Source organism: Paenibacillus sp. W4I10 (assembly GCF_030816325.1).
Taxonomy (GTDB): Bacteria; Bacillota; Bacilli; order Paenibacillales; family Paenibacillaceae; genus Paenibacillus; species Paenibacillus amylolyticus_B.
This window is the reverse complement of sequence record NZ_JAUSXX010000001.1, coordinates 6,774,008-6,794,061: the sequence shown is the minus strand read 5'-3', so window position 1 is coordinate 6,794,061 and position 20,054 is coordinate 6,774,008. Positions and strand designations below refer to the sequence as shown.

The 20,054-nt window shown below is 45.8% G+C and carries 13 protein-coding genes; 1 reads left to right on the top strand and 12 read right to left on the bottom strand.

Annotated elements, in window-relative coordinates:
• Positions 1 to 448: 448 nt before the first annotated feature.
• A complete protein-coding gene (locus tag QF049_RS30450) occupies positions 449 to 1,270 on the bottom strand; it encodes a TerC family protein (RefSeq protein WP_083657153.1) in 822 nt (273 codons plus the stop codon).
• Positions 1,271 to 1,544: 274 nt separating this feature from the next.
• On the bottom strand, positions 1,545 to 1,856 hold the full coding sequence (locus QF049_RS30445; protein ID WP_036617062.1) for a DUF3817 domain-containing protein: 312 nt from the start codon (positions 1,854 to 1,856) through the stop codon (positions 1,545 to 1,547).
• A 215-nt stretch (positions 1,857 to 2,071) separates the two neighbouring features.
• Between QF049_RS30445 and QF049_RS30440 the strand changes: the two genes are divergently transcribed.
• Positions 2,072 to 3,175, top strand: a complete 1,104-nt coding sequence (locus tag QF049_RS30440) for a glycosyltransferase family 4 protein (RefSeq protein ID WP_150364636.1) — start codon at positions 2,072 to 2,074, stop codon at positions 3,173 to 3,175.
• Between the two features lie 21 nt (positions 3,176 to 3,196).
• Here QF049_RS30440 and QF049_RS30435 read toward each other — a convergent pair whose 3' ends face one another.
• The 10 genes from QF049_RS30435 to QF049_RS30390 all read right to left on the bottom strand — a co-directional run bounded on the left by QF049_RS30435 (position 3,197) and on the right by QF049_RS30390 (position 20,051).
• The gene (locus tag QF049_RS30435) at positions 3,197 to 3,559 is read right to left on the bottom strand and encodes an HIRAN domain-containing protein (protein ID WP_307542746.1); all 363 of its coding nucleotides are present in this window, start codon (positions 3,557 to 3,559) and stop codon (positions 3,197 to 3,199) included.
• 42 nt (positions 3,560 to 3,601) lie between these two features.
• The gene (locus QF049_RS30430) at positions 3,602 to 4,573 is read right to left on the bottom strand and encodes a helix-turn-helix transcriptional regulator (protein ID WP_307542745.1); all 972 of its coding nucleotides are present in this window, start codon (positions 4,571 to 4,573) and stop codon (positions 3,602 to 3,604) included.
• 273 nt (positions 4,574 to 4,846) lie between these two features.
• Positions 4,847 to 5,368: a hypothetical protein gene (locus tag QF049_RS30425; protein WP_307542742.1), complete on the bottom strand. Its 522-nt coding sequence runs from the start codon at positions 5,366 to 5,368 to the stop codon at positions 4,847 to 4,849.
• Positions 5,369 to 5,535: 167 nt separating this feature from the next.
• Positions 5,536 to 6,165: a 50S ribosomal protein L25 gene (locus tag QF049_RS30420; RefSeq protein WP_307542740.1), complete on the bottom strand. Its 630-nt coding sequence runs from the start codon at positions 6,163 to 6,165 to the stop codon at positions 5,536 to 5,538.
• A gap of 280 nt (positions 6,166 to 6,445) precedes the next feature.
• Positions 6,446 to 9,322, bottom strand: coding sequence for a type I pullulanase (gene pulA, locus QF049_RS30415; RefSeq protein WP_307542738.1), 2,877 nt, complete (start codon positions 9,320 to 9,322; stop codon positions 6,446 to 6,448).
• A 480-nt stretch (positions 9,323 to 9,802) separates the two neighbouring features.
• The gene (gene pulA, locus QF049_RS30410; protein WP_307542736.1) at positions 9,803 to 11,851 is read right to left on the bottom strand and encodes a type I pullulanase; all 2,049 of its coding nucleotides are present in this window, start codon (positions 11,849 to 11,851) and stop codon (positions 9,803 to 9,805) included.
• 171 nt (positions 11,852 to 12,022) lie between these two features.
• Entirely contained in the window at positions 12,023 to 15,694 is a 3,672-nt protein-coding gene (locus QF049_RS30405) for a DUF5704 domain-containing protein (protein WP_483874757.1), read from the bottom strand.
• 27 nt (positions 15,695 to 15,721) lie between these two features.
• Complete coding sequence (locus QF049_RS30400) at positions 15,722 to 16,981, bottom strand: S-layer homology domain-containing protein (RefSeq protein WP_307542732.1); 1,260 nt, start codon at positions 16,979 to 16,981, stop codon at positions 15,722 to 15,724.
• Positions 16,982 to 17,327: 346 nt separating this feature from the next.
• Positions 17,328 to 18,839: an extracellular solute-binding protein gene (locus QF049_RS30395; protein ID WP_307542730.1), complete on the bottom strand. Its 1,512-nt coding sequence runs from the start codon at positions 18,837 to 18,839 to the stop codon at positions 17,328 to 17,330.
• 108 nt (positions 18,840 to 18,947) lie between these two features.
• Positions 18,948 to 20,051: a glycoside hydrolase family 88/105 protein gene (locus QF049_RS30390; protein ID WP_307542728.1), complete on the bottom strand. Its 1,104-nt coding sequence runs from the start codon at positions 20,049 to 20,051 to the stop codon at positions 18,948 to 18,950.
• Positions 20,052 to 20,054 lie beyond the last annotated feature (3 nt).

The window sequence follows — 20,054 nt, the reverse complement described above, 5'->3', positions numbered from 1 at the left end:
TGTAAAATAAATATAAAAAAAGCCATAGGCTAATCGCCCATGACTTCTACTGAATGACAATAACGGAGAACAGAGCAGCATAAACATGCTGTGTGTCTGTCATCCATCGCTATAATATAAGCGAAGAACGCATATCGATTATAAAAACCGCTAAACGATATGCCTATCCCCTATGTCGACCGTATGAGGCCAATGAAACGATGAGCCGGATATGCTATTGTGTCTACGTTGCGCCCTGTTTGAATCAAATCATAACCAAGCATCATGTCTCTCGGCCTCCCTTCGTTAATGTTAGTCTTATATTAAGGGGACTAGAATTCATGTGTCAACCCTTTTCTTGGAAATTGGACCCTGTTGCATATTGCATATGTAAACAAAAACAGGAGATTGTCCTAGGACAATCTCCTGTTTTCCAAATAATAATGATGTTGTTAGCGTAACATGATTATTACAGTCCTGCTTGTTTTTCCAACTCTTCAACCGGATTTTCGTCTTCTTTTTCAGGAACTTTGGAAGACAGGAACCAACCACATACCGCAATGGTGATCAGTACAATATAGAATCCGAATTTCCAAATTTTATTTTCGGGGAAATGCTCATCCAGAACACCCAATGAAGGGTGCGCGAGTGTAATAACTGCTAGCTTAACCCCTACCCAACCTACGATGACAAAGGCCGCAACTTCAAGTCCTGGACGGGAATGAAGCAATTTCACAAAGTATGAGGCTGCAAAACGCATGATCACAAGCCCGATGAATCCACCGAGGAAGATAACGATAAACTGTCCACCGTCGAGTCCGCCGATTGCAGGCAATCCACTTGGTGGCAACGCCACGGCCAAAGCAACAGCAGCCAGAATGGAATCAACTGCAAATGCGATATCCGCTACTTCGACCTTGAAAACGGTCATCCAGAAACCGGATTGTTTTTTCGGTTTCTTAGGCGTTGAATCAGCTGCTTCATCTGTCTTATTGCGACTACCCAGTATCTTTTTAACGATGTGGTTAATCGAAATGTACAGGAGATACAAGGCACCGATCGCTTGCACCTGCCATACATCGACGAGGAAAGAGATCAGGAACAACGAACCTAAACGGAAAACAAATGCACCCATCAAACCATAGAACAACGCTTTTTTGCGCTTATCTTCAGGCAAGTGTTTAACCATGATTGCGAGTACCAATGCATTATCTGCTGCGAGTAATCCTTCAAGGACCACTAAGACAGCAAGCACCCACCCATATTCTAATAATAATGAAACATCCAACATTGACTCCTCCTTAATATTCTTATGATGTACAAAAAAAAGGACCTTTACCATCACTGGTAAGGTCCTTTTATATCCACAAAAAGAGACCTTTACCGAGCATGAAAACTTGGTAAAGGTCTCGCTAACAACAAAATTGCTGCCAATAAAGCCGGGGATATGATCCCGAATTGACGACTTTACTGTAAAAGCTACTCCCCTTTAACAGGAATATGTAGTTTTAGTTGGAACGGGTTGTTTAACCTGTACTCATCATATTTCATAACGTTAAATAAAGTCAAGCTTTATTTAGTTGACGATACAGCTTACGGAATACGACAACATCGTAGATCATATTCCCCAGTGGAATGAAAGAAACAAAGAACAGAGCAATTGGACGGCGCAGACGCCATTTCTGTGAGGTGTACATAGTCACCATAAATAACAAATACATTAAAAACAAAAAACCGTACAGATTCCCAAACCATGTGACAGCCTGCGGCATAACCCCGGCATCTCTCAACGGAAAAGCAACAAACAGTAGCAACACGTACGAAATGCCCTGCAACCACAACATCAGCCGGAAGCGCCCCAGCGTAGAATGTAACATTATTTTCCTCCTGCTTTTATACATGTAACGAATTCAATTGTTCCGTTACAGTATATCACAAAAGCTGAATATCTCGCTTAATGCCATGCAGCAGATTTTTCCTGCATACTTATATGGGTGGTTCATCTACCATTTCGCAGGAGCCAAATGCATTAACTTCTCATAAGATATATGACGAAGATTGTTACAGATGTCGGACAAGGAGGAGCCTGATCATGAAAATAGCTATGGTTGCACCCGAGAAATTGCCTTTGCCCGGTAATGGTTCCGTGGAAATCTGTATCCTGGGCATCGCTCGTGAACTAGCCCATCGCCATCAGGTGACCATTATAAGTCGTCAAATGCAAGGTCTCGCCGCCACAGAACAGATCGACGGGATCACCATCCAACGTGTCCCTGCATCGAGTCCTGTCATGTACACCAAAGCAGTTATACGTCTGTTATCCAAACAACCCTACGATGTAATTCAAGTGGATAACAGGCCACGAAGTATGGCTACCATCAAACGAGCTTTTCCACACACTCCCGTTGTACTCTATCTTCACTCGTTAACATTTGCTCAGCCCGGACCTTCCAAACTCACATTAATGAAAAAAGCTGATTGGATTGCCGTCAATAGCAAATCCCTCAGACAAAGGTTAGGCCGCAGATTTCCGTTGGTAAAACACCGGATGAGTGTTATTCCATTGGGTGCAGATCTAAGCCGCTTCAGACCTGTTGAATCCAGCGAAGAACAGATTCATCTGCGTACACAATTTGGAGTAACTAAACCATTCTCTATTCTGTATGTCGGCAGGCTGATCCCTGGAAAAGGTGTAGACGTATTAATTCGTGCGACTGCCCTCCTTCAGCAACAGATGCCTGTTCAACTGGTTGTTGCAGGCAAAGGACCTCCGTATTACATGCGTAAACTTCGTGAACTTGCCCAAAAACAAAAAGTCCATGTTTCCTTCCGTGGTCAGATAAACCATGAGCATATCGATCAGTTGTATCGGGCAGTCGATTGTCTGGTCTGTCCGTCTCAAGAACATGAAGCTTTTGGCCTGGTTAATGTTGAGGCGATGGCTTCAGGATTACCCGTCATTGCATCGGATAACGGAGGTATTCGTGAGATTATTGAATCAGGTATCAATGGATACCTTGTCACTGCTTATAAGCGTCCCCAACGTTTCACCTCTTACCTGTACAAACTTGCAAGCAATCCCACTTTTGCCGAGATGTTAGGGAAGGCTGGCCGAGACAGCGCAAGGGCACATTTCAGTTGGGCAAGAACAGCCATGCATCTGGAAGCCACCTATACCAGGCTCATCCGTAAATGAGCCTTTCTTCTGTTACGATGATCAAGCTTTTTCACGAAATTGCCATCCCTTAATCAAAGAATCCATCTGCGGAACAGGAATGTGACTCATCTCAATTAACTCCATAATAACCATATCTCTCATCATGAATCGTACTTTGGCACACGTTAGTTGATGAAATACATCGTAGAATGCCTTCCCGGTCCAACATCCATGAGGTACGACAAGTGGATCATTAACGATATAACCTACGACTCCAATCGGGGGAATAACAACCTTAATCGCTTGATGGTCCAACCGATTATCTGGATCTTTGACGAGATACACGGTATCCCCCACTTGTAAAACCTGTACTCCATGGTAGTGGTTCATCCCATACATAGCTGCGAATAATTTGGTGCTCATATTACCTGCTCCTTTTCCTGTATTTCTCCATGATTAAAATTTTTACAAAGATATATCGGTTTCATAACGTTCCAACCACTCGACAAGTTGCCTGCGTATCTCTCTACGAAACTCACGAGGTTCAAGTACTTCTGCCTCGGGTCCAAATTGATACAACCATTTCAAAAATTCTCTGCTGCTATTCAGTGTCACTTCAAATAACAATCCCCCATCCGACATATTCGTCATTCGCGGGCGAACAAACATTTCTTCTTCTTTTATGTAGGGGGCCACTTTCTCAGAGAATCTTACCTTGAAATGGATATTTTCGTCACCACGGTCAATAGACCATGTGTTCTTCATGTACTGCGTTATGTTGAAATCACCCTTATCAAAACCGGTATTTGTTCGTGTCACATCCAAAAAACGGCTGATCCGAAACAATCGAACTTTTTGCAGCAAATGGCAGTATCCGATCAAATAAAAACGTTGATCACGTGGAATGAGATAATAGGGATCGATATCCCGGACTGTGATCTCATTTCTTGTCAGCGTATGATATTGAGTACGAATGGTTTGCTGGCTTAGAATAGCTTCGATGATGGGAATCAGCAGATTCGGGTCTTTTCCTTCCTCACGATAAGCTGGCGTGCCCATCCGAATAATTCCCGCAATATTCTCTACAATGTCACTGTTTCTTGATTTTAATTTGGTATGAGCCGACATAACCTTGTCAAACGCTGAATCGAACTCAGCAGGTAACTTGGAGGTATCAACTACGGACGGAAGCATGGAGAAGACCATTGCTTCCTGTTCAGTAAAATCTAATGGATACATCGCAAACTCACCAATAAATCGGTAACCCTTGCCGTATCCTTCATTCATAATCGGGGCGACCCTATCCAAAATCCGGAGATCACGATAAATCGTGCGTACAGTCGTACCGCATTTCAGCGCCAACTCCTTGGCCGAAATTCCAGGATTTGCTTGTATAGCCTGAAGTATACGCAGCAGACGAATTAATTTCTCTGTCATGTAGTTTCTCCCCTTCGATATTTTATCGGCAAGGAAAACTAGTTCCTTTAGTACAGAACTAAATCTTTAGTCCCAATGTTATTTTTCGCAATTTCACCATTTTTGTATAGTCCAATTGCACTCTTACCCCCTTTTAATATACATTCTCTTACTTGCTTGCGTAAAACATTAACGCAAAAGACCTTAAACCTAAGCCTGAAAGCCTATACAATTTTCTAAAAATAATACAAAAAAAGCCCTGATCTCTACAAAGAGACAAGGCTTTTCTCGGAATTACTGGTTATGCAACTGTAATAATTGATTCATCACATTTGCCATATGCTCACAGAGTTCAGCAATGTCCCCCATCTGGTCTTCATTCACACTGCGGTCAAAATAAACGTGAGCCGTGACGTTATACATGATTGGCTGTTCATCAAAGATATATCGGATGTTCTGGCACATCCTCTGCTCAGGCCAGCTCTTCTGTAATATCGGACGAATAACCGAGCACTGCTTCTCAGGTTCCTTCACAACCATACTAAACCGTAGTTCCAAGCGGCAACCTGGATTCGCACCAGGCGTCTCCAGGATCTCCGCTGCAAGCTCCTCAAGGGAACTACTTAATACAACTTCCCCTGTTACTTCCGGGCGATCCCTAAGACAGAATTGTAATGTGAACTCTCTAGACATCACCCCCATCTCCAGCCGATCTTTACGTCCCGTAATCTGAATACGTTCGTCAAGGTTATCCATATCATAAAGATAATTCTCAAACCCGACTTTCAGATTGTCATACACCGTTGGATCAAACATTGAATTAAACCTACTTTCTTACCCTTTAACATGTATTGTAGTACATTCTCATTTTTCATGCGAACGATGTGCCTATTGAACTCTCTTGCTCGGAAAATAAAAAAAGCCCAGTCACGAGGACTGGGCTTTGGTTAAGCATGAGATCTGGCAAGATCCCTGAGCTTCGCTTATTCTTCTGTAGCTTTTTCTTCAGCTGCCGGTTCAGCTTCCTCAGCAGAAGCTGTTGGTTCTTCCTCAGCCGCTTGTGGCGGCATGACGGACGCGATGATGGACTCAGGTGATGTTACGAGCGTCAAACCTTTATCCAGTTTGATATCCGCAGCAGTCAAGCGATCACCAATGTCCAACCCGCTGACATCCACCTCAATGGACGTTGGCAGATCCGCAGGCAATCCTTCTACTTCCAGCTGTGTCTCCTGTGTCTGGAATACACCGCCAGCTTTCGAGCCGGCCGCTGTTCCCTGGAAGTCGATCGATACACTTACGCTGATCGGCTTGTTCTTGGAAATTTGCAGGAAGTCTACATGCAGCAAACGTCCGTTACGCTCTTGCTGATCCTTGATCAGCACCGGAACCGTTTTACCGCCCTCCACATTCAGGTTGAACATTTCGGAGCGGCCTGTGCGTGCCACTTTCAGCATTTCTTTTTCATCTACATGTATTGAAGCACCTTCAAGTCCCGGGCCGTAAACAACTGCGGGAACTCGTCCGCCTTGTCTTAACAGGCGCAGTGCTGCACCTTTCTTTTCCGTTCTTGGCGTTGCTGTAAGTTGAGCCATTTTTCCGTTGGATTTCATGATTGAACATCCTCCTTCAAGGGATCACTACATTATATTTGTTGGAAAGCGCTGAGGCTTATCTCATAGACCATGATGGTCTTTTTTCCTTTGGCCGAATCGTGGGCCATATCTATATTTACCCCAATGATAGAGGATCTCAAACACGAAACAGGACAATTCTTTATTTTCTGGCAAGTTATGCGGCTTATATTCAGACCAAAAAAGCAGTCGGAATCTCTTCCAACTGCTGGTTTAACAAGGTTTTGACGAACTACATTCGAAATTATAAATAAAGAAACTATGCGCTATTGCGATCCTCTGTTTTTTCGCTTTCACGAATGATCTGCATCTCGTCTGATCCGCTACGGACAATAATGTGTACATCCCCGTCTTCAGGTACAATGTCCACGTAACGGTCTCCGCACGTATCTTTAGCTTCCCATTCGTTCAATCGAATGATCAATCCCAGGTGATGCAGACCTGGAGCAACGCGGAAGCGGGCTTCGGCGGCATTTCCGACTTGTTCCAGCCGTACTGCTCCGTCCTCCATACCTGTGCCCCATACCCAGACATCCCAACCTTCATAATGCTGGTCTTCCCGTTCGTAACGAAGCGTGACAGTTCGCGAAACCTGTTTATGAATCGTTACGCCAAGCGTTGCCCGGATTCCTCCAGCTTCAGCAATAATCCGGGTTACTCCAGGTGTCATCGCACGTACGATCCCTGCTGCACTCACCGCTGCAATTTCTGGATGAGAAGAGCTCCAGCGTATATTTGAATCCTGAAGCGGCTGACCAAATTGATCCAAAACCAAAGCACGGAAGCGACTGATTCGAGTCATGTACATGACAGGTTCGCCCACAATTTCGATTCGTTCAGCATGACGATAGTCCACTTGTAACATACAGCTTGCCGTTATGTCCCCACAGTGGACTGTGATCGAAGCTTCCCCTCGTTCCAGTGCATGGATTGTACCATCAGGCTGGATCTGAATAATATCCGGATCAGAAGAGGTCCAGGTAACTGGAACTTTTTCTACCACATTGCCAATGCTGTCCCGTACGATCGCTCGCAGTTGAGTGGTCTCCTTCGAACTATATACCTGGCGAGGAAAACTAATCTCCACTGTTGATGGTTCAGCGCCTCCAGCATGCTCTGTGTCATACAGTACCATTAAAGACCATCGTTCTACCTGAACAGTACCACGAACAGTCTCGATCACGTCTGTGCCTGCCTGATGATCATTAACTACAACATGCCAGTCCCCTTCCCTCAGGTCGACATGCTGCTCATGTTCCGTTCCGTTATAGATGACCATAATCTGATTCCAGGTGTCCTGATTCGCACCATCCTGAAGTATAAAGGCAACTACATTGCCATCCGCACGAATAACACGAAGGTGATTTCGTACCTGTTCAGCATCAATCATACGAAAAGCGGGATGTGTTCTCCGCAAATGAATAAGACCACGATAGTAGTCGAACACCGGTCTGAAGCGTGATTTGTTGGCCCATGTGATGGCGTTCACCGCATCCCCGCTCCGATAACTGTTATGATCACCGGCTTTGGATCTGAGCATCTCATCCCCTGAATGCAGAAACGGAATTCCCTGAGAAGTAAGCAGAATGCCGGAAGACAGTAAAGAGCGACGAACCATCTCATGATTCAAAACATCATCTGCATCCACATACCGATATGGATCTGCTGCTTTTACCGCCGACTCAGCACTTCCGCCTCCCACCGGCTGTCCGTCCTTCCATACGGGAAATCCTAATTCATGTCTAAGGTTCATTGTTGTCGCAATTTTATCCCACAGATTGAGATTGTCATGGGCAGTTACATAGTTGACAACTTCCACAGGTGAAGATGTGAAATCATCCAATGCTCCTGCTAATCCCCTAATAAGCTCATATTCCTGCCCTCCGGCACCCGTGACAAACCCTCTGCCACTGCCATCACTATCGCCCTTGATTGCACTGCGAAAATGATCATTAAATACAGCAAATCCCTGACCACGCTGGGTTCCTTTTAATGTTTTGCGGTCCAAAGGTGAGTCTCCACCCATCCAGGGTTCCCCATAGATCAGAAACGCCGGATCGATCTGCTCCCGCAATTCACGTGTCAATTCATTCATCGTTTCCGTATCAATCAGGGCCATAAGGTCAAATCGAAATCCGTCCACATGATATTCTTCTGCCCAATATCGGAGAGAATCCAGAATATATTTTCGCACCATTGGACGTTCGGTTGCCAATTCATTGCCTACACCAGAACCATTACTGAGGGTGCCATCCTCCCGATAACGGTAATAATAGCCTGGTACAACTCGTTCAAAAGGCCCCTCTTCCACGCTATACGTGTGATTATAGACAACATCGAGTACAACGCGAATGCCTTGTCTGTGCAGCGATTGAACGAGTGATTTGAGCTCCCGAATTCGAACTGCAGGATCACGAGGATCTGTCGCATACGAACCTTCAGGAACGTTATAATGCTGGGGATCATACCCCCAGTTGTATGGTGCTCTGACATTTGAACCCACATCTGCCGTAGCGAGTTCATTCACCGTCTGATAATCCGCCACAGGCAGAAGATGTACATGAGTGACTCCCAGTTCGGCAAGATGGTCTACGCCAATACTATTGCCTGCTCTATCCGTCAGACCGGATGCCGTGAATGCCAGATATTTTCCCTTATACGGAATGTCTGCATGTGGGTCTGAGGAGAAATCACGGACATGCAACTCATATAACACGGCATCAACAGGACGCAGAAATGCAGGTTTGACATCCAGGTCCCAATCGACTGGATTGGTGGTCTCCGGATCTATAATAGCCGTTCGTTGCCCATTAGCCGTTACCGCTCTGGCATAAGGATCAACAACCACTTCAATCCGCTGATTATCATGGATAATTCGGTACATATAATAATGTCCTGCCCAATCGCCGCTGAGCTTCAGACTCCATATTCCGTCCGCATCGCGCGTCAGAGTATGTTCCTGCCCATTTTCATGATCTTGTACTTTACCATCCTCGTTGTAGTGCCCTTCATCGTCAAAAACCAATATATAAACCCGTTGTGCCGTAGGTGCCCACAATTTAAAAGTACTTGCTGCACGAGTATATGTTAAGCCAAGATCGTTGCCTTCGTAACGAAAAGAAGTCCATTCCGGCATCGTTCCCACCGCCTTTATATCCATTGATTTCGTGTTGTCCCGATGTTACGGAGCGGGACGTGTTTTGTCAACCCGGGGTTGTCTGTACTCATCATATCGGTACAATTTGCGTATTCAATTAGCAATCGCTTTCAAAATATAGGATATGAAAACAAGCGCCATAGATTGACAGCATTTGTACCTGTCCTGACAAAAAAAGTTTGGAATATACAAGAATATAATGCAGGATGTCATTTGGTTTCCAAACAAAGCTATACTTAACTACACATTGAACTGGCGGATGTTCTAGTACTTCCGAGTATAAGAAACTCCTGTTATGGTCGAGCCATCACTCTTTAACTCTACAAAAAATCGCCCTTCCGATTGGAAGGGCGACTCATTTTCATTTTTCACCCAAGCTATAGGAAATTGGACATGCCCTTGTAAGCACTCATTCTCTTACTAGCACACTACATTTCCTTGCCTGGCAAGTAGGGTCGATCAGGAATTGGAATACATCACCGTTATGGATATCGCATTCACATGTACCTGTCTGTCCTGTATGGTACGTATCGTATCAACGCCTGCTTGTCCTTTCTCTACAATCACATTCCATGTCCCTGTGGGAACAGCGATTTCACGGTTTTCTTTCGCAGCGTTATAGATGACAACAATGCGTTCCCATGAATCGCTGGCTGCTGTACCGTTCAGTTCATAGGCTAGCAGCCCATTGCCTTTTTTTATCAGACGAACATGCTTCTCGATCTCTTCCCGTGTACGAAGCCGAAAAGCTGGATGTTCTCGCCGAAGACGGATCAGCCCACGATAATAATCAAATACCGGCTTGAACAGCTTCTTCTGCTCCCAATGTATGGCATTGACTGCGTCCCCACTCTGATGGCTGTTGGCATCCCCATATTTGCTGCGAAGCAGCTCATCTCCAGCCGCGATCAGGGGAACACCCTGGGAGGTTAGAACGATACCATTGGCAAGAAGACAACGCCTAACGGTCTCATTCTCCAGAATGTGTTCCGGATCAATCTGTAGGTAAGGCTTAGCCTTCTCTACACCCTCTTCCACACTTTCGCAACCACGAATACGTCCATCATCGTCATAGGTGAGGAAATTCAATGTATCGTGGAGTCCTTGTGTACGTGCGACTTTGTCCCACAGGTTGAGATTATCGTGCACCGTTACATAGTTGATCGTCTCGGATGGACCATCCGTAAAATCCTGAATGGCTCCCCGGACGCCAGTCCACAATTCGTCTTCTTTCCCGTCCGCCCCCGTCGCAAATCCCGTACCCATTCCATCGCTGTCTCCCTTGATCACTCCGCGGAAATTATCGTTAAACACAGCAAAACCCGCCCCGTGTTGCGTTCCTTTTAGGGTCATATCATCCCCAAGCGGCGAATCCAGTGCGCCCCATGGTTCACCATATAACAATATGGAAGGTGACACTTCGGTGTGTAATTCCGCTGCAAGCTGTTTCATCGTTGTGGTGTCGATCAGGCCCATCAGATCAAAGCGAAAACCGTCCACATGGTACTCCTCTGCCCAGTAGCGGACCGAGTCGATGATAAACTTGCGAACCATGGCGCGTTCAGTAGCCACCTCATTGCCTGTACCTGAACCATTGCTATAGGTTCCATCGGCGTTTTGACGATAGTAGTACCCTGGTACAAGTTTTTCAAAAGAGCTGCCTGCCGTATCAAACGTATGATTATATACCACATCCATAATGACACCTATTCCCTTGTTATGAAGGGCAAGCACCATGGATTTGAACTCACGGATTCGTGTCTCCGGGTCATCTGCACGTGATGCATAGGAACCTTCCGGGACATTATAATGGAGCGGGTCATATCCCCAGTTATAGTTGGAGGCATCCGTCGTATCACCATCTACTCTGGATTCATCCACCGTCGCAAAATCAAACACGGGGAGCAAATGCACATGGGTAATCCCGAGTTCAACCAAATGATCAATCCCCAGTGTGTTGCCCTCCGAATCACGCAGACCCGTCTCGGTGAAAGCCATGTATTTGCCTTTATTCGTTATACCAGATGATGGATGAATGGAAAAATCACGTACATGCAGTTCGTACAAGACTGCATCTACAGGACTGGTCAATTGCGGGCGAATATCCTCACTCCATCCATTCGGATGTGTCTGCTCCATCCTCACAATTACACCCATTTCTCCATTCATGGTCACTGCTCGTGCATAGGGATCTACAGCATGGGTTGAATGTCCATCTTCGAAAGTAGGCTTGTACATGTAACGGTAGCTACTTAAATCACCCTCCAGTTCCAGAACCCAGATGCCTTGTTCTTTCTTTTGCATAGGTAACGTCTGCTGTTTCCGTTGATTGGGCTCTTCCTCCGGGGTTCCCCCTGTCAAAGGTGGATACAAAAGTAGTTCCATCTGAACAGCTAACGGTGACCAGACTTTGAAGTGACAGGTTTGTGCTTCTAATGTGACACCTAAATCTCTTCCTTTGTATGTATCTTCTGAAATCAATAGTTCCTGCTTATCCTCTTCAATCATGTGTGTTGTTCCCCTCTCGTTGAGAAAATTGATGAACATGGATGGTACGAGTGCTCCTTACCCTTTATACCCGTTCTGCTGCCCAACCATAATCCGAATTACACAAAAGAAGACAAACGTCATGTAGGTTCACATTACGCCTGCCTTCTTTATGGGTAAAACGATATCTCTCTAATGCGGTACCTGGGATTGGAAATCATTCCGGCTAGATTGATCCGCGTGGTACAAAACCACGTCCCCATCTTTCATCGGCCAGCTTCTTCCCTGACCATCTACCGGGCTGTTATCGAAACCTTCCATTTGCCACTGATTCATCAACGGTGCATGAATATATTGCAGATGTGGTGCATTCGTATTGCCACTGCGCAAAGTTTCAATATTAAAATTTACTACAATATAACCGTCCCTCAGAAATACCGTTGCCTTCTCATCCAACCGGTTTTGTCTGGCAAGCGACTCGAGATCGGTTTCTTTGGGCACTGCATATACATCCGCTGGCAAGCTATATTCCCCATACCAACGCTGAATCGCTGCATTCGCCCGATCCACATTAACACTGGAGGGAATATCTGTTTTTGGGCCAATGAGTGTGCGGATCTGTGGAGGAAGAATCATCCAGTCATAACGACCTACCCACGTTTTATGATGAGAGGTCTGATCCACGAAACGAACCATATGTTCAGCCATTGTACCCTGATTTCGTTCCTCCGCCGACAGTTCATAGGTATACTGATAACGCGCTGTATCACCTAACTCCGTACCGGGGACATTCCGCAACCGTGAGTTAAGGACAACAAAGCGTTTTTCTAAATCTTGCGCCGATCCGATACGAATGAGTCGTTCCTGTCCTCGATGGTAGTATAAATCCACTTCTTGCCGGGTGGTGCCATCTTTACTCACAAAAGAGAACGTCGGCGTGATTCGGATACCATCTTGTTTCCCAAACATATTACCCATGGTTTTCAGATCAAACTTGAAATGGTAACCCGTCTTCACTGCAGCATTTCGGAACCCCTGTACCGGATGACTGCCGGGACGAATGGGAAGTACAAAGGGAGCCAAATTACCTCGGGGATCTCCGTCTATACTGTTTCCTCCGGTCCAGTAACTCACACCTGTTGGTTCGGGGCTGCCCATCCGCTTGCGGAATACATTCTCCCAGTTGTAGTCTGAAATATCGGTGATGTGAAAATCATACAACCGTCCGATAACCTCTACAGCAACGGTATCTGCTGCGACATGATGGGTCAGATTTGTGTTGCCATCCTGTTGTTCTGTCAAGTTTGCAGGTGCATTTTCGGCGATATTACGGAACTCTATCTGGTAATTCCCTTCATCTACCCATACAGGAAGATAAAAAGGGGTGTCCAACTGATTTACCGGAATATCCACCCAAGTCAGGGACGGGATGAACTGGCTTCTGGCAGCGTTATACACATCGAATGGAAAACGAACCTGTTTGATCCGGAAATATTTCGCATAATCACGGTTTCCATAACCAGGGTAACTCCCTACATCCAAATGTTGACCTGAAGTTGGGATTCGTACAATGAATGGACGCTCTAGAATAAGTGCAGCTCTGGTCGGATCGGGTGTAGTCTTCTGATTATGCGGCTGATCATCTGATACCCAGGCATAGTTCACAACTGGAGTATGTACTGTCACCGAGTTGATGCCCAGAATGGGGAACTTCTGATCCTGCCCACCGTTAACATTGCCAGGGAGCAGTCCATACGTAATCTCACCCGTGGTGGGCTGGTTAGCTTTGTTCATCAATGTGTTCTTGATCGTCAGACGGTTCTGGTACAGAACATCGTCTCCAATCATGCCAGGTTGCGGGATCGTCCCAGGTCTTGGAGCGGTTTTCTCCAATGGGGCAGGATCCATAATTGTCGCTCCATTAAAGGTCACCTTGTCGTTATTAACAGTGTTCTCTCTAACCTTCGCTTCAGCTTCAGATTGAAACAATGACGTTTCATCTGGCGTAGGCGGTTCTGTGGAACCACCCGGAACCCCTTTGATGCCAAGATCAATTTCTTGACATGGCGCAGGTTTCACATGATTGGTAACCGCAGTATCCATAGCTGATTGCAGAGTCGGTGGTGTATATGCATTGGGCATCAGGGTCACGGTGTCACCATAACCGCCTAGTGCATAGTTAGATACTTTGGCCTCATTTAACTTGTATACCTCCAAGTTATCGATCTGCCAATAGCTATATGTCCTTGTTACTTGCATGGTTTTATCCCCAGGGACGTCAAGTTCTCTGGGCTCAGGAGGTGTTCCTGGATCCCCCTCACCACTAGACGCTCTTCCCGGAATCGTCCAGGTTTTATGATAAACCCTTTTCACAGGAACCGTGTAAGTCACCGTTCCTGTCATGTTAACCCAACGGTGCTGAAACAGATATTCCTTGGCCAAGACATTGGCATAGAGATCTTCCGAAGTTGGAATACCACGGGTAACATCGAACTTCTCAGATCCACGCTCGTCTGCCTTCAACACACCTCGAACAAATGGGTCTATAACCGATGCTTCGATAACCGTGCCTCTACTAGGTGGGCTGATGGTCACAGGGCAAGCGTTCGCAGGGTCGCCCCCCGGATCTCCATCATTACCACCTTCCCCATTATCCGTGCAGTCCTTCACCTCAAGCACCTGAGTCCCTTGTTCATCCAGTTGCTGAGCAGAATCAAGAAAATGAGCTTTGATGGTAGTGCTACCCACGATCCCTTTTGTCGTAATTTTGCCATCAGCACCAATCGTGGCTATTGTTGGATTCGAGCTCTGCCACGTCAATTTGGGATGAGCTGTCAGTTTATGAACAGAGCGATCTGGTTTGGTTAGAATTGCTTCTGCCTGTAGAGGTGTCGTATTGGATTTACAAGCATTCGGCAGATTCACAACGAGTCCTGGCTCAGACGTAACTGTTATGGTAGCGGTATCCGAGATCAGATATGTACCATTGTTCCAGATCGCACGCACAGTGACCGTGCCAGGACTTTCGGCCGTTAACATCCCTGTTTTGAGCTCTACACTCGCAATTGTCTCGTCAGAAGAAAACCATTTGATCTCTGCTTCCCTGCGGGATACGTCGATGCCCCCATTAAAATCTGTTTCGCCATAATTTTTGGTCTTCACCTTGGCTATCATCTGCTGGGTTTTTCCTATGGTAAGGGTAGAATCCTCTTCTACAGTTATCTCTTTTTCTTCTTCCAAATCACCTTCCCAGATGATATCCATGGGTGTAAAATAAGAAGCATTGTATTTAGGACAGCCCGCAGTTGTTTGCCCACCATTTGCGAAAGGGCTCTTCTCGGTTGGTATATGGTACCCTCCAGTAATTGTTCTTATTGCAACAATTGTTGAAGGAAAAGGTGGGGTTGGGTCTCCCACACCAGTATATGAATCTTGATCTGATCTCCCCTGATAATTAACATCATGGATTCGGACATTAAAGATACTTGAGACTTCTATTCGTCTGGAATTATAATCAGGCCAGTTTTCTGCAGGCCATCTACTGAAATCTACACTATCTGGAACTTCTGTAGCAGCAGGAAATGGACTGGAGCAACTCCCTGCATTATTCGCATAAGTTGGTCCCCCAGCATGGTCAGCTCTAAATTGTCCGCTATCCACTTGGTACCAATATACCCCTGGCCTCCCTACAGTAGGAGTGGCTAATATTGTAACCTTCCGAGGGTTTTTCATAGATTTAGGTCCATACTCATCTGTAGCAGCATAAACAACGTTCATAGGTAAGTACAATACTAACAATACTAATATTTGTGAAATAAATATACTCACTAAAATAATAGCAGAAAAATAATTAAGCTTTTTCATTACAACTTGCTCACCATCCTGATAAGGCTACCTTTGAATTTTAAATTCTCCTTCTGTATCTGATTTCAGAAAATAAGACCAAGATTTATTCCTTAAAGTCGATGTAGTCCAAAATCTTTTCTGTAATCCTTTTTTTATAAGTTCTCCTGAGTCCATAGGAATTGTCACATTACTCTGTTTCTTAGCCAAATCTAAATCAAGACGATTAAATTGTATTAACGAATCCGAAAGACCTTGGTTAAATGTAATTAAATTCGAGGTTTCTAAGTTAGATGTAAATGACACATCTGCAAAAGTCCTATAGGAGCCACTTGCGTATTTATCCGGAAGAAAGAGCTTCGCGTAAATACCCTTCGGCTTATTTTGAGTAGCGTCTACAACGATAAAACGATGAATTTTTAATACACCCGACTTATTGCTTAAATTGATATTTCCTTTCGATAAATCAGATATCATGACCGAACCTGAACTATATTCATAATTACTAATCGTCGTTAGATTCGTCCCCGTCGTACCAACCTCTCTCATCTCATTCAGATCATTGTACTTCCCGGCATCCGTGCCCTCCACATCCATATAACGCAGCAAAATGGCTGATACTTCTGCACGAGTGGTGGAATCTGCAGGTTTCAATGTGCCATCCTGGAATCCACCTACAATGCCTGTCCCACGCACGAGAGCAAGATACGGAATCTGCTCGGCACGAATGGTGCCGCGGTTCACTTCCGGTGTGGGAAGCAGTGTATTTTTTGTATCGTTAAAAGCATCCTGGAAGCTGCTCCCGGACTTGATCAGTCCATTTGCAATCCATTTCATCATCTCGTAACGCGTTAGCTCCGCATTTGGATTGAACCCTTTGGCGTAATCGCCAGCGTTAATGAATCCTTGTCCTACAAGTTGGCTAACCGCTGCTTCAGACCAATGTCCCTTGAGATCGGAAAACGGGTTTTGCCCCTCTACCTTCTCCAGTCCAGTCGCACGGGCAAGTATGGTCGCATATTCCCCACGCGTGATTTTGCCATTCGGACGAAACGTTCCGTCCTGGTAACCAGAGATCAGATTTTTTTCATAAGCTTTGGCAATTGTCGCTTGAGCCCAATGGCCCTTAATATCCTTGAACTTGCTAAGGGCAGTGTCACTTGTTCCCAATGCAGCATTCGCTGTTGAAGTCAAATGTACGGGGCCAATCGGTAATAGTGTTGCTGCCAATACAGCTGTCGTTAATAACCCGACGATCCAACCGTTCCGTTTTTTCTTCTTCCCATGGCCTTCAATTTGTTTCTTCAATCTACTCACGCTCCTATGTACCTTAGTATGGGGATGCTTTACTTGGTCAACCTAGTCACTTCTCTTCATAACCAAAACCTAAATTTGCCATAATAATCAATATTCTACCATGTTGTACTAGGCTATTGGTATTATTTTTCGTCCATCCCCATCACTTCAAGGCATGCAACTCTCCTTCCATAGACCCACTTCATTCGCCTAAAACACAAAAAAAGGCCATGAATCCGCAGATTCATAGCCTTATGCTTTAAGGGTGTGGTCTTTCTTATGATATTGGAAAATGAACTCACTCATAGGATAAACCATATCATTCCATTTGATCAACCTTTTTTTATTTCAGCCAGCTTTATTTCCCGTTTAATTCCTTGTAGGATGCTTCCAATTCCGTGATCAATTGATCACCACCAGCTTTTCTCCAGCTTGCGATTTCCTGCTCCCAACCTGCATCATCGATTTTGCCCATAATGTACTTGGTCTGCGCATCCCAGATCATCTGATCCAGCTCCTGACCACGCTCGGTATAGATCGCAGAAGACAAGGTGAGTGCCGGATTGGCAATGGCATACTGCTCATTCTCACGCGCCATCTTTGTACCTTTCATACCAATCGGAACATCGACCAGTTCAGGTACATTATAACCTTCAATGCTTAACAAATTATCCCGATATGGCTTCACTTCACGCTGATAAGCGTCAAAATCCTTAAGTTCGGTTTTCCCATCCGCAGTCTTCGTGTAGTGCACATCGAGCAATCCACGTAGCTGCAACGTGCTCAATTCCTCATCCATCAACTGATCCAGGAACGTAAGAACCTGCTTCAATTGCTCCTCATCCGTAACGGACGCCTTCGGGATAACAAGCATTCCGTAGTTTCCTGGCTCCCCGGCGATACGAATGCCGTCGGTTCCTTGGAACGGAGCCACATCAATCTCTCCATCCGGAGCATTAGGAGTAAGACGTTGCTGAGAGGACTTTCCGTTCTGAGCCACACCATTCAGCTTCATGCCAACCAGGCCCGAATCCATTTTTTTGTCCGCATCAGAAGGGTCCAGGGCAGGGAAATCACTATTAATCAGTCCCTCGCTGAACAGTCGCTTGAAGAGTTTCATTGTGTCCACATATTGAGTGGTCAAGAACTCCGGGGTCAGTTTCCCAGCATCATCCACACCCCATTTGTTGACACCGCCAATACTTACAGCAATCCGCGTCAGTGGGGAAGAGACACCCTCATTATACTTTTTGAAAAGCAGTGCACCGTACGTATCTTCCTTACCATTCCCGTCAGGGTCATCCTTACGAATAGAGCGCATCACTTCATACCAGTCATCCAGCGTTTTTGGTATATCCAGCTTCAATGTATCAAACCAGTCCTTGCGATATACGATCGCAGTCCGTCCAATATCCCGGAAGTTCGGAATACCGTAGACCTTGCCTTCAATTTTGATATTGTTAAAATAAGCTTCGGATTGAGCAGAAAGATTCTTATAATCCTTCAAGTAAGGCCCCAGTTCCCAGAACAGTCCCGTTTTGGCGGCATTAAATGTTGTCGGTACATAATTCACACGCATAATGGTAGGCATCTCTCCTGAAGCAACCATAACGTTCACTTTATCATCAAAAGCAGACTGTGGAATCCACTGTACATTGACATCCGTATTGGTATATTCCTCAATCTTCTGTTCAATCCCGTTCTCCTTGGCCGGTATATCACCTACCTGCATTAAAGAGATGGATATGGGAAGTTTACCTTCCCCTGCAGCAGGCGCTTTTTCTCCCCCGCAACCTGCAAGCAATCCAGCGGACATTGCACCAATTACAACGATTCCGCCTAAACGGGACATTGGACCTTTTGGACTCATGAACCATCTCTCCTTTTGGATAGCCAAATTGTTCAGCAATCTTGCCTCATTTCACTCCAACCAACCATGTATGCGCTATCATAAATGATCTAAAGAAAAGAACCAGCACTACGCCAGTTCAATCTCCACCCCTGCCAAAATGAACGGAGCAACCGACTTCGGATCATTGATCCGAATGGATTCGGTCACATAATATTCATAGGACCCGTCTCGATACGGGCTTCCTCCAAGACCGGCTCCGCCATTACACTGCGTCAAGGACAGCACGCCTTCACGATCCGTTTGCAGCAGATGCTGTAGCAGACCCTGATACCCTTTTTCCGCAACCGCTTTGAACTTGCCACTCAGATATCCTTTACGTACACCCTTGGCCAATGCATAGACAAACATCGAGGTCCCGGAAGCCTCCAGATAGTTCCGCTCACGTCCCGGCTGATCCAGTAGATGTGGCCATAATCCAGTCTGCTGGTCCTGCACATGCACAAGTGCGTTTGCTACCCGTTCGAAGATACCTACAATCTGTCCGCGCTGCGGATAATCTACTGGCAGATGATCCAATGTATCCACAACCGCCATCACATACCAGCCCATCGCCCGACTCCAGACATGTGGAGAACATCCGGTCTCTCCCGAACTCCAGCGCTGCTCTTTGCTCTCATCCCAGGCATGGTACAAGAGACCACTACGCGGATCACGTGTGCGTTGCTCCACCAGCAAGAGCTGCAGAGCCGCCTTGTCAAACCACTTCTCTTCACCTGTCACCGCGCCATACTGGGTCAGATACGGAGTAGCCATATACAATCCATCCAGCCACATCTGGAAAGGGTAAATCTTTTTGTGCCAGAACCCGCCTTCACTCGTATGTGGCTGTCCCTTAAGCTGAGTCATCAGCAAATCCGCAGCTTTGCGATACTTCTCTTCTCCCGTTTTCTCGTGCAGCAGGAACAACGATTTCCCCTGATTGATCTGATCCAAGTTATATTCCTCTACCGAATAGGAGCGAATAGAGCCATCCTCCTGAACAAAATGATCCATCAGCTCACGGATGTAGTCAAAATACTTTTGCTCCCCCGTGTGCGTATACAGCTCCTCCAGCGCTTTCAGCAAGCAGCCGTTTTCATAATGCCAAGTGGAGTACAGCTCATGGTTGCGATAACTTTCCATGAATTGCTGTGCCATGCGCACGGATGTGAATTGCATTGTTTCCTTCATGAT

Coding starts and splice junctions, on each gene's coding strand:
- QF049_RS30450 (WP_083657153.1), bottom strand. CDS start 1,270: ATGTTGGATGTTTCATTATTATTAGAATATGGGTGGGTGCTTGCTGTC.
- pulA (WP_307542738.1), bottom strand. CDS start 9,322: ATGCCGGAATGGACTTCTTTTCGTTACGAAGGCAACGATCTTGGCTTA.
- QF049_RS30405 (WP_483874757.1), bottom strand. CDS start 15,694: ATGAAAAAGCTTAATTATTTTTCTGCTATTATTTTAGTGAGTATATTT.
- QF049_RS30390 (WP_307542728.1), bottom strand. CDS start 20,051: ATGAAGGAAACAATGCAATTCACATCCGTGCGCATGGCACAGCAATTC.
- QF049_RS30420 (WP_307542740.1), bottom strand. CDS start 6,165: ATGAAATCCAACGGAAAAATGGCTCAACTTACAGCAACGCCAAGAACG.
- QF049_RS30425 (WP_307542742.1), bottom strand. CDS start 5,368: ATGTTTGATCCAACGGTGTATGACAATCTGAAAGTCGGGTTTGAGAAT.
- QF049_RS30440 (WP_150364636.1), top strand. CDS start 2,072: ATGAAAATAGCTATGGTTGCACCCGAGAAATTGCCTTTGCCCGGTAAT.
- QF049_RS30445 (WP_036617062.1), bottom strand. CDS start 1,856: ATGTTACATTCTACGCTGGGGCGCTTCCGGCTGATGTTGTGGTTGCAG.
- pulA (WP_307542736.1), bottom strand. CDS start 11,851: ATGATTGAAGAGGATAAGCAGGAACTATTGATTTCAGAAGATACATAC.
- QF049_RS30430 (WP_307542745.1), bottom strand. CDS start 4,573: ATGACAGAGAAATTAATTCGTCTGCTGCGTATACTTCAGGCTATACAA.
- QF049_RS30395 (WP_307542730.1), bottom strand. CDS start 18,839: ATGAGTCCAAAAGGTCCAATGTCCCGTTTAGGCGGAATCGTTGTAATT.
- QF049_RS30435 (WP_307542746.1), bottom strand. CDS start 3,559: ATGAGCACCAAATTATTCGCAGCTATGTATGGGATGAACCACTACCAT.